The sequence below is a fragment of the Roseisalinus antarcticus genome (assembly GCF_900172355.1).
GTDB lineage: Bacteria > Pseudomonadota > Alphaproteobacteria > Rhodobacterales > Rhodobacteraceae > Oceanicola > Oceanicola antarcticus_A.
Window position 1 is genome coordinate 1 of sequence record NZ_FWFZ01000132.1, and the last position, 1009, is coordinate 1009.

The window sequence follows — 1009 nt, forward strand, 5'->3', positions numbered from 1 at the left end:
TGGGCCAGTCCCTGACCGTAAATGTTGAGAAAATACTTCAGTTGGCCGCATTGCGGCCAACTTTCTCTTCGACACCACGCTTGACGGTCATCCGAATGGAGAAAAAAGGTGTCGAGCGTCCCGAAGATATCTTCGGGAGCAGCGGTGGTGCCACTGGTCCGAGGACTCCCCGCGCCTGTCGCGGGTGACGATCTCGACTTCTGTCGCAATCCGGCGTGCGCCCTTTGCGGAGTGCTGCCTGATCCGTTCAAGCGGCCGAAGGGATCTCTACCAGAGCTTCGGGAAGACCAAGGGCGGCGACCCGCGGTGGCGGTGCAAGGCCTGTGCGAAAACATTCTCGACCGGCAGACCGGCTCGCCGACAAGAGCTCTCCGACAAGAACCGCCCGATCCTCGATATGCTCTGCAACGACCTTTCGCTGGCAAAGACAGCGAAGATTTCCGGGCTTTCATACCGCGACATCTACCGGCGGATCGGATTCCACAACGATCAGGTCAGGAGCTTCGCGTCGCGCCGGGAAGATTTCTCCCGGATCGACCTCGCGGATGCTGGCTTCCGCTTCGCCACGGACAGCCAGGCGCTGACCATCAACTGGCCCAGCCGGAAGCGCCGCTTCCCGGTGGTGTTCCAGCATCTCTGCACGGCGCACGCGAGCAACCTGGTGGTGGGGGGCTCCACCAAAACGAACTCGCGCAATCGTTTTGCCTTTGACGCTCCAATGCGATGATACCTCATCTGGTTGAGATCGAGGTTGAACTCCTCATCAAACCAGCGCTCCATCGTCGCGTCGCCGAAGTTCAGAAGCCAGCCATCATGCATCTCAAACGCGTCATTGGCAGCGCGCTCCGCCTTCCTCGGCAGCATCTTTTCCTTCGCCAGCCTGCACGCGCCTCGTGCCACACTCTCGGTGAGCATATTGGTTGAACGACCAGAAACGAAAGAAGCTCGCGACCATGCGGTCGCAAGCTTCAACATTCAGCGCAAGGGGCTGGTCCCTTGGGGCGCCCTT

The 1009-nt window shown here is 60.2% G+C and carries 2 protein-coding genes; both read left to right on the plus strand.

What is annotated here, in order from left to right:
- Positions 1-184 precede the first annotated feature (184 nt).
- Complete coding sequence (locus ROA7023_RS24295) at positions 185-727, plus strand: IS1 family transposase (RefSeq protein WP_143535744.1); 543 nt, start codon at positions 185-187, stop codon at positions 725-727.
- Between the two features lie 24 nt (positions 728-751).
- Positions 752-1009: hypothetical protein (locus ROA7023_RS25410; protein WP_234992442.1), on the plus strand; the 258-nt coding region annotated here is incomplete at its 3' end.